The 10533-nt window shown below is 63.0% G+C and carries 6 protein-coding genes; 4 read left to right on the top strand and 2 right to left on the bottom strand.

What is annotated here, in order from left to right; genetic code table 11:
- Positions 1-517 precede the first annotated feature (517 nt).
- The 3 genes from VMA74_RS04265 to VMA74_RS04275 are packed head-to-tail and all read left to right on the top strand — an operon-like array spanning position 518 to position 4646.
- A complete protein-coding gene (locus VMA74_RS04265) occupies positions 518-1552 on the top strand; it encodes a sugar kinase (protein ID WP_325365138.1) in 1035 nt (344 codons plus the stop codon).
- Positions 1552-3042: a mannitol dehydrogenase family protein gene (locus tag VMA74_RS04270; protein ID WP_325365140.1), complete on the top strand. Its 1491-nt coding sequence runs from the start codon at positions 1552-1554 to the stop codon at positions 3040-3042. The genes VMA74_RS04265 and VMA74_RS04270 overlap by 1 nt, the downstream gene beginning before the upstream one ends.
- Positions 3039-4646 carry a DUF5597 domain-containing protein gene (locus tag VMA74_RS04275; protein WP_325365142.1) on the top strand — a complete coding sequence of 536 codons (1608 nt, stop codon included), beginning with the start codon at positions 3039-3041 and terminating at the stop codon, positions 4644-4646. The genes VMA74_RS04270 and VMA74_RS04275 overlap by 4 nt, the downstream gene beginning before the upstream one ends.
- A gap of 37 nt (positions 4647-4683) precedes the next feature.
- On the opposite strand, the gene uxaC is transcribed toward VMA74_RS04275, so the two are convergent.
- Both uxaC and VMA74_RS04285 read right to left on the bottom strand, forming a co-directional pair.
- Positions 4684-6096: a glucuronate isomerase gene (gene uxaC, locus VMA74_RS04280; protein ID WP_414649553.1), complete on the bottom strand. Its 1413-nt coding sequence runs from the start codon at positions 6094-6096 to the stop codon at positions 4684-4686.
- 54 nt (positions 6097-6150) lie between these two features.
- The gene (locus VMA74_RS04285; RefSeq protein WP_325365152.1) at positions 6151-7389 is read right to left on the bottom strand and encodes an MFS transporter; all 1239 of its coding nucleotides are present in this window, start codon (positions 7387-7389) and stop codon (positions 6151-6153) included.
- Positions 7390-7884: 495 nt separating this feature from the next.
- Between VMA74_RS04285 and VMA74_RS04290 the strand changes: the two genes are divergently transcribed.
- The coding region (locus VMA74_RS04290; RefSeq protein ID WP_325365144.1) for a TonB-dependent receptor at positions 7885-10533 on the top strand (2649 nt) is incomplete at its 3' end.

Below are 10533 nucleotides of genomic sequence, written 5' to 3' on the forward strand. Positions count from 1 at the left end.
GATTCGCATACGCTCACCACCAACCTACACGCTTCGATAGCGTGTACCTCTCGCTCGCAAGGATACGTCCCCTCCCCTGCGAAGTAGGGGAGGGCTAGGGTGGGGTGCGAGCGCAGCGAGCGGCAGGAGTCCCATTGCTTCCATACATCACATCTCATGAGGACATTCAGCTGCATGCTAAAGCCCAAGCAACCCCACCCCAGCCCTCCCCTGCTTGCAGGGGAGGGCGCAGATCACCGCGAACAACAAGCTTCTTGGCTTAAGTTAGTGCCATTAGGCTTAAATTCGGAGCATTGGATCAGGGTGGGGTGCGAGCGCAGCGAGCAGCGCGAACATGACATCACCGCAAAGCATTTCGTGTCATTAGAAATCGTGGCTATCCGGCTGCACGCTAAAGCCCAAGCAACCCCACCCCAGCCCTCCCCTACTGCCGCAGGGGAGGGAGCCGTTCTCCGCGAGCATCAAGCTTCTCGCCTTGACGTTGGTGTCATCAAAAAATCAAGCGGAACCAGCGAACATGCATGACGCTTCCCAAGCAAGCACCCGCATCGTCTGCTTCGGCGAACTGCTGATGCGACTGTCGCCACCAGGCTGCGAACTCCCACTGCAATCACCACACTTCAACGTGCACTTCGGCGGCGCAGAAGCCAACGTAGCCGCATCGCTGGCCATCCTCGGCCACCACAGCGTGATGGTCAGCGCATTGCCGGACAACATGCTGGGCCGTGCCTGCGCCGGTGAACTGCGCAAGCATAGCGTGGACACCGGCGGCATCGATTACGCGGAAGGACGCATCGGCGTGTACTACCTTTCGCCGGGCGCCATGCACCGCCCCTCGGAAGTGCTGTACGACCGTGCGGATTCCGCATTCGCACGCACGCCAGCGGAGAACTATGACTGGCCACACTTGCTGGCCAACGCGCATTGGCTACATCTGTCGGGTATCAATCTTGCCCTGGGCGAAACCACGGCACGGGCCGCGCTTGCGGCCGTGCATGCGGCGCGCGATGCGGGAAAGTCGATCTCGTTCGATTGCAATTACCGCAGCAAGCTGTGGGGTTCGCGTGCGACTCAAGCACCGGCGCTGCTGCGCGGGATCGTCGGCGAGGCCGATCTGCTGTTCGGCAACGACCGTGACATTGCCTTGATGCTCGGCACGGCATTTCCGCAAGCCGATGCCGTCGAACGCTTTCGTGCCGCAGCAAATGCAGCCTTCGAAACTTGGCCACGCCTGCGCCGCATGGCGGCAACCGAGCGCCTGCATCGCAACGTGGACGACCAGGATCTCTTCGGCCTGATGGCCACGCGCGACCACCTGTTGACCACAGCCCCGTACACGCTTGCCCACGTCGTCGATCGCGTCGGCGGCGGCGATGCATTTGCGGCAGGTCTTCTGCACGGACTGTTCCGCGGCATGCCGGATAAAGCCATGCTCGACTTCGCCATGGCCGCGGCATGCCTGAAGCACTCGATTCCCGGTGACGTAAACCTGCTGCGCGAGGACGACATGCTTGCGTTCCTGGCGCAAGGCAGCTTTGAGGTGCGGCGCTGATGGCCGGTCAGCTGAAGCGGCTGTCCGAGCAGGCGTTGGCCGAGCTTCCGGCTGGCGTGGCCACGCCAGCCTATCGGCTCGGCGATACACGCGTCGGTATCGTGCATATCGGCGCCGGCGCGTTTCATCGTGCGCATCAGGCCGTGTATATCGACGATCTGCTGGCGTCACACCCGGACTGGGCGATCTGCGGCGTATCCCTGCACAGCACCGACGTGCGCGATGCACTGCGTCCGCAGCATGGTCTATACAGCCTGCTGTTGCTGGGCCAGCAAACCCAACTGCGCGTGATCGGTTCGATCCGCGAACTGCTCTGCGCCCGCGATGAATCCGCTGCCATTCTCCTGCGCCTGGCCGATTCCAACGTGCGATTGGTAACACTTACCGTCACCGAAAAGGGCTATTGCCTGGCCGGCCAGGATCTCGACACCGCTCATCCGGATATCGTGCACGATCTTGCCATGCCGGATGAACCGCGCAGCGCCATCGGCTACATCGTGGCTGGCTTGCGTCAGCGCCGGAAGCGCGCACTTGTGCCCTACACCGTGCTCAGTTGCGACAACCTCGCCGAGAACGGCCACCGCTTGCGTCGCGCGGTGTTGCAATACGCCCGGCGTATCGACGCGGCGCTGGCCGACTGGATCGAAGCGCAGGTGAGTTTTCCCTGTTCGATGGTCGACAGCATCACCCCAGCCACCGACGATGCCCTGCGCGACCGCGTCCGCGGTGAACTGGGTTGCCTGGATGCCTGGCCGATCCAGCGCGAAACCTATGCGCAATGGGTGATCGAGGACCGCTTCTGCAATGGGCGGCCACCGTTCGAATTGGCCGGCGTCACCATGAGCCACGACATTGCCGGCTACGACCGCGCCAAGCTGCGCCTGCTCAACGGCGCGCACTCCACGCTGGCGTATCTCGGTTCGCTGATGAAGCTGGAGACAGTCGCCGATGCGATGAACCAACCACTGCTCGCCGCCTTCGTGGAACACCTGATGCGCGAATCGATCGCGCCGGTGATCGCATTGCCCGCAAGCCTGGATGCACCGGCATATATCGACGCGATTCTCGCGCGCTTCCGTAATCCCGCCATCCGCCATCGCCTGGCGCAGATTGCATGGGATGGTTCGCAGAAGTTGCCGGTGCGCTTGCTCAGCACGATCGCCGATGCGCTCGCGGCAGGCAAATCCGTCGCGGCGTTATGCGTTTCCGTCGCCGCATGGATGCAGTTCGTGCGCAGGCAGGCGCGCAACGGCGTGGCGCTGGTCGATCCACTGAATGATGCACTGACCGCTGTCGGCCGGGCATGCAACGGCGATGCCGCCCATGACGTGGACGCCTTCCTGCAACTCGACGCGGTCTTCTCCGCGCCGCTATCGCAGGATGTGCCATTCATTCATCCCCTGCGCACTGCTTATGCCGCGCTCGCCGATGGTTCGCCCGCGTCGGTCTCGCAGTCCTTGGTCGCTGCAATGTACGGAGAGAACCGATGAGGCTCCTGATCATGCTGGCCTTGCTGGCACTGCTGGCTGCTCCCGCCGCCGCGACGGAGTTGCCAAAGGTCGTGATGCAAAACGGCGCCAGCCAACTGATCCTGCATGGCAAGCCGTATCTCATGCTTGGCGGCGAACTGGGCAACTCCTCCGCCGGCACCGAAGCACAGGCTGACGCCATCCTTCCGCGGCTCGCCGTCCTGCACGTGAACACCGTACTGATGCCTGTGGCCTGGGAGCAGATCGAGGCGACAGAAGGTCGCTTCGATTTCAGCTTGCTCGATCATTGGATCGACGTCGCCAGAGCGAACCGGATGCATCTGGTGTTGCTGTGGTTCGGCAGTTGGAAGAATGGTTTTTCCGACTACGCGCCAGCCTGGGTGAAAGCCGACACCCGCCGCTTTCCCCGTGCACGTGCGATCGACGGCGCACCGCTGGAGATTCTGTCCACTTTCGGTGAAGAAACCTTGCGATTGGACAGCCGCGCCTTCGCGGCGCTGATGGCGCACGTGCGCACGAAGGATACTCAGCAGACGGTGCTGATGGTGCAGGTCGAGAACGAGGTTGGCCTGGTCGGCGATGGCCGGGACCGGTCCGCGCAAGTCGATCGCACGTTCGCAAGCGCGGTACCGCCTTCGCTTGTGCAGGCCTTGCAGGCAAAGCGCGCAGCGTTGACGCCCGAACTGGCCGCCCATTTCAACCCGCAAGGACGCACTTGGAAGGAGGTCTTCGGCGACGCGGCGGACGAAGCCTTCATGGCCTGGCGCTACGCCACCTATGCCGACGCCGTGGCGCGCGCAGGCAAGCAGCAATATGCGCTGCCGATGTACATGAACGCCCAGCTGCCGGCACCGCTGGAGCGTGCGGGCGAATATCCCAGCGGGGGCTCTCACCCCTATGACCAGCAGATCTACCAAGCGGTCGCCACGCATATCGATTTCTATGCGCCGGACATCTACTGGCCTGACTTTTCCTACTGGGTACAGCGCTACCAGGCACTGGGCAATCCGGCGTTCGTGCCGGAAGCGAAGCTCGACAGCGCCCCCTACAACGCCTTGTATCTCTACGGCGAGGCCCGCGGCTTCGGCTTCTGTCCATTCGGCATCGACAGCCTGAGTCCGCCCAAGCATAAGACGGATGCCACACCGCTTTTGATGCAGGTTTACGCCGCACTCGACCAGCTTGGCGAACAACTGCTGCAAGCGCAGGCAGCGGGTCGTACGCGTGGCCTCGTCCTACATGCAACCAGTCCGCGGCCGACGCAGACCGTTGCACTGGGTGGTTATCTCTTCACCGCGACGCTCGCGCGTTCATGGCCGGACAAGCACTTGCTCACCAACGACGGCGCCATGCTCGTGCTCCAATCGCTGCCCGACGAGTTCTATATCGTCGGCAGCGGGCTTACCGTCGGCATGACGCGTGATCCGGATACGGATGCGCGCGTGGCGGGCATTGCAAGCATCGAGGAGGTGTCGCGCGCTGGTACGGCATGGCTAGTCGAGCGGCGCTTGAATGGCGATCAAAGCAACCAGGGCAGGCAACTGAGCATGGATGCCGACCGGATACGGATTTATCGCGTGCATCTGTATGCGGCCGAGCGGTAATACGTAGGCCGGGATTTCATCCCAGCCTACGCCGGCATCACAATTTGTATGCCCGTTTCGGCAGGTTATACGCAAGATCGACCGCCAGCTCCACGCCTTCGTCCTCATCCAGCCGATGCTCGGCCACCAGCTTGGCGAGAAACGCGCAATCGACGCGGCGCGCAACGTCGTGGCGCGCCGGAATGGACAGGAACGCGCGCGTGTCGTCGTTGAAGCCCACCGTGTTGTAGAAGCCCGCGCTGCTCAGCGTCCACTCGCGAAAGCGCCACATGCCTTCCGGCGCATCATGGAACCACCATGCGGGCCCAAGGTGCAGTGCCGGATAGTGGCCGGCCATCGGCGCCAGTTCGCGGCTATAGGTGCTTTCGTCCAGCGTGAACAGGATCAGCCTGAAGTTCGGTTCGTTGCCGAAGCGATCCAACAGCGGCTTCAGGCCATGGACGTAGTCCGTGCGCAACGGAAGGTCCGCGCCCTTGTCGCGGCCATAGCGCTCGAACAAGGCGCGATTATGGTTGCGGAAACAGCCGGGATGGAGCTGCATGACCAATCCATCCTCCACACTCATGGCGGCCATCTCGGTGAGCATCTGCGCACGGAACAGTTCGGCATCTTCGGCGCTGCCTTTGCCGCGCACGATCCGGTCGAACAATTTGCCTGCTTGGACGCTGGAAAGGTCCGCGGTGACGGCGGAAGGATGTCCGTGATCGGTGGCGGTTGCACCGGCCTTGGCAAAAAACGCGCGGCGCTGGCGGTGGGCGCGCAGGTAGCCGCTCCAGCTGTGCACGTCTTCGCCGGTGATGGCACCGAACGCTTCCAGCGCAGCGGGAAACTGCTCGTGCTCGGGATCGATCACCGGATCGGGCCGATAGGCGGTGATGACGCGCCCATTCCATCCGCTGGCGCGAAGGTTGGCATGGTGATGCAGCGGATCGAGCGGTGATTCGGTGGTCGCCAGCACCTCGATGCGGAAGCGTTCGAACAACGCGCGCGGGCGGAATTCCGGCCGCGACAGGGCGGCGGTGATGTGGTCGTAATACGTGTCCGCGGTGCGCGCTTCCAATCGAATCCGCAAACCGAACACGTCGTGGAACACATGGTTCAGCCACATGGACGAAGGCGTGCCGCGAAAGAGATGGAAGTTCTGTGCGAACAACCGCCACGCCTGGCGCGGATCGGCGTCTGCGCGCGAACCATCGCGGCGCGGAATACCGAGGGCGTCGAGCGGAATACCCAGGCTGTAGAGCATGCGGAACACGTAGTGATCCGGCACCAGCAACAATTCCGTGGCATTGGCGAACGGTGCGTTATCGGCGAACCACGCCGGATCGGTATGCCCATGCGGACTGATGATCGGCAAGCTGGCGACCTGTTCGTACAACCGGCGGGCAATCGCCCGCTGCGCGGGATCGGATGAGAAAAGACGATCCTGATGCAGCTTGAAGGGAAGCATGGCGAGTTTCATCACGGCAAGACATTCCAGGTAGTGAAGGATAATCCGGACAGCTCACGACGATGGGTTGGCGCCGCCGGCCGATGCGAGCCGTACCGGCTGCAACCGAGGTGTCAACGCATGCACCACGGCAAGCGCGATCAGGTAGGCCGAACCTGCCAGCATGAATACCGGCACGTAACTGCCGGTGGTTTGCAGCAGCAGTCCGATCACCGTGGATATCAGCATGCCCCCGACCGCACCGGCGAACCCGCCCAGGCCGACCACCGACGCTACCGCGTGGCGTGGAAACAGATCCGAGGCCAGCGTATAGACGTTGGCCGACCATCCTTGGTGTCCTGCCGTGGCCATGCCGATAAGCGCGACCGCCAGCCACAGGTGACTTGCTTTTGCCGCAAACACGACCGGCACGATCAGCAGCGCGCAGACGAGCATGGCGCTTTTGCGCGCGCGGTTGGCGCTCCAGCCGAGCTTGATGAAGCGGGCCGCCAGCCAACCTCCGCCGATACTGCCCAGGTCGGCCAGCAGAAAAATGCTGACCAGCGGCAAGCCCAGTTCCAGCAGGCTGAGCCCATATCGCGCATGCAGGAATTTCGGCAGCCAGAACAGGAAGAACCACCAGATGGGATCGGTGATGAACTTGGCCGCGACCATGGTCCAGGCCTGGCGGTGCCGCAACAGTTGCGACCACGCCACGCGCACCGCCCTGGTTGGCGGTTCGTGCCCAATGTACGCACGCTCGGCCGCGGACAGCTTGGGCTGTTCGCCGGGCGTTCGATACGTGCGCAGCCACATCACCAGCCACAGCGCGCTTAGCGCGCTGGTGCAAAGAAAAGTCGCCTGCCAGCCCCAACGCGCGGCGACGACGGGCACCAGTATCGGCGCAACGATCGCGCCAACGTTCGAACCCGAGTTGAAGATGCCGGCAGCCAGCGCGCGCTCCCGTTGCGGAAACCATTCGGCCACCGCCTTGATCGCGGCCGGAAAGTTGCCGGCCTCGCCAAGACCGAGGGCAAAACGCGCCACGGCGAAGCTGACGACGCCGGTGGCCAGCGAATGGCCGGCAGCCGCAAGGCTCCACACGCCAATCGCCAGCGCATAGCCCAGGCGCGTACCGAACTTGTCGATGATCGCGCCGGCACCGAGCAGGCCGATGGCATAGGCCGCCTGGAAGGCGGTAACGATGTAGCTGTACTGGATTTCGTTCCAGCCGATTTTTTCCTGCAGGAACGGCGCCAGCACACCCAACACCTGGCGATCGGTGTAGTTGATGGTGGTTGCCAGCAGCAGCATGGCGCACACCCGCCAACGGTAGGTGCCGACGCCGGCGACACGCCGAAGCGCCCTACCTGCCTCGCCTGTTTTGTCCACGCGGCGTGCGGCCTTGCTTGCATCCGGCCGCGTCCGCAGCCCCTCATCGATCATCGGCATACCCCAGTCGAACCGGCACGGCGCCATCGCGACAGGTCGCCCGTTACGCTGGCCGCCCGCCAATTTGTTAGCGCTATCATTAGCACAGGAAGATGCAAAAACCACCTTGCATAGCCGCAACGCGCAGGCCACTGGCGCCGCAGAGCTTCTTTGCAGCCTTTTTATGCACTCCACCGTTCATCGCAGCGTCAAGGCCATTCATGCTGCCATGCAGCGTGCGAGCCAAAAATGTTAGCGCTACCTTTCCGTCACCCTTGAGTCACCGGCAAGCCAGTCAGCTCAGCCATGACGGCACGCTCCACTTCACCGGACATTCGAGGGCACAACCAAAGCCATAAGAATCGGGAGGGGAGTACGGTGCAAAAAGCATCTGCAAAAACCATGCTGTCGCGTGCCATGACGTTTGCCCTGCTTGGCGCGGCAAGTGCGGCCTACGCACAGAACACACCATCATCGCCGCCGGCGCCGACCCCTGCACCTGCACCGGCGGATGCGCAGAGTCAGACACCCGCGCCTTCCCCGAGCCAACCCAAGCAACTGGCAACGGTCAACGTCAGCGGCGGCTACCGCAACAGCATCGAGTTCTCCACCAATGCCAAGCGCGATGCAACCAACGTGGTGGACACCGTGTATGCGGAAGACATCGGCAAGTTTCCCGATACCAACATTGCCGAATCGCTGAACCGTGTCCCCGGCGTGCAGATTTCGCGCGACGTGGATGGCGAAGGCATGAATGTGCAGATTCGCGGCCTCAGTACGGACTTCACCAAGATCCTGCTCAATGGCGACCAGATCGCGGTCGCTTCGTCCGGCACGCTGGGCGCCCAGAACCAGAACCGCGAAGTGGATCTGGACCTGCTGCCGAGCGAGTTCTTTACCCAGTTGACGGTCAACAAGACCCCGCAAGCGGATATGACCGAAGGCGGCGTTGCCGGCGTGGTGGACATGCGTACGACGCGCCCATTCGACAATCCCGGCACCCACCTGACTTATTCGGCACAAGGCTCCTACAGCTCCATTGGTCACGACACGCAGCCACGCGGCGCCGTCATCGGCAGCTGGACCAATAAATCCAATACGTTCGGCGTACTGGTCGGCCTGACCGCGTCGCGCAACGACTACGATGTGCGCGGTTTTGAAACCATCGGCTGGACCACGCCCTCGCCCGCGGGAGCACAGTGTGTCGGCATCACCGGCGCTTGCAGCAGCCCCGGCGGCAGCAGCTGGGTCATTCCCCGCACGGTGCCGGCGAATGCCGGCAACGGCCTGATTCCCGGCCAGGCGATCAATAGCACCTGGTTGCTGGAGCACAACCCGGACCTGACCGCCTCGCAACTCGAAAATGCGCTGATTCCGCGGCTGGCGCGGCAGTCCTACATCCAGGGCACCAACGATCACCAGGCGGGCCTGCTGTCACTGGAGTTCCGCCCCAACGAGCGCGCGCACTTCTATCTAGATACGCTGTTCTCCAAGCAGGAACGCGACTTCAACCGCATGGACATGGACCTGGTGGGCCGCAGCGGTTCGATGATTCCGCTCAACATGCAGGTGGACCAGAACAACGTGGTCACCAACGCCACCTTTGCCAACGCGCAGTACTTCCTGGAGGCCATTCCCTACCGGCAGCACGTTCACTTCTACAACATCAACCCCGGTGGCGAGCTGCTGTTCGGTGACGATGAAAACATCAAGCTCGACTTCCAGGGCTATACGCAGCGTAGCTGGTACACCAACTACCAGCCGACGGTAGGAGTGATTTCTCCGCCGACGACGGTGGATTTCAAGAACACCGGCGGCGCCTTCCCCATCATCACGCCCAGCCTGGATCTCGACAATCCGAACGCGGGCTGGACCTGGTATCGCCTGCAGGTGGCTAACGAAACGCGCGTCACCGCCAACAAGGGCACGCGCGAAGACCTGCAGTGGGGCGATGACGACAACAATCTGCGCGCCGGCATCGCTTACGACGATATCGCGCGCCAGATCAAGGCCTACGTGGACAGCACCGCGTGGCAAAGCTACGGCGAAAGCGCCATTCCCGCCTCTGCGATCCCTTCGTACTTCATGTCCGGGCCGGCAGGCTTTATCGCGCCGAACTACGACGCGGTTCTGGCGGCCACGCACTACCCTTACTACACCTCGGTTGCGCCGCTGGCGACGGGCGCCGTCACCGGCGCCAATGCGGGCGGTATCGAGGAAAGCACCTGGGCCTGGTATGTGGAAGGCAATGGCAAATTCGACCTGGGCGGCCACGATTTGCGGCTCAATGGCGGCGTGCGCCACGCCTATACCGACCAGACCGTCACCGGCCCGGTGATCACCTCCACCGGCAAGGTCGGCGCCGGCAGCGTGGTGGACAAGCACGCCTACGGCGTCTACCTGCCCTCGTTCAACGCCGCCTTCAATGCCACCGACAATATCGTGTTGCGCCTGGCAGCCTCGCGCTCGATGACGCGGCCTGATCCCAGTGCGATGGTGCCGGGTCTCAACTACACCGATCCCGCGGCTGAAATCGCCAGCGAGGGCAATGACAAACTCAGGCCGTACCTGTCGACCAATCTGGATTTTGGCGGCGAGTGGTATACCGGCAACGAGGGCTATGTGGGCGTGGATCTGTTCGGCAAGCGCATCACCGGCTTTACCGTCAACGAAACCAGCCTGGTGCCCTTCAACGCCCTCGGCGTGCCGTTCGACAGCCTGACGCCCACCCAGCAGCAATCGCTCAATTTGCGCGGCGGCCCCAATTCGGCACAGGTGCAGGTGACCCAGCAAATGAATGCCGACGGCACGCTGTTCATCCGCGGCGCCGAGGTCACCTGGGTGCAGCCGCTGGATTTCATCTACAAGGGCCTTGGCATCCAGACCAATTACACGGTGGTCTCGCAGAGGAATATCGGGTCCGGCCTGCCGGCGCAGGCGATCGGCATTTCGCCGCACGCGTACAACCTCACGGCGTACTGGGAAGGTTACGGCACGACACTGCGGCTGGCCTATGTATGGAATTCC

This window comes from Dyella sp., from assembly GCF_035508675.1.
Classification (GTDB): Bacteria; Pseudomonadota; Gammaproteobacteria; order Xanthomonadales; family Rhodanobacteraceae; genus Dyella_B.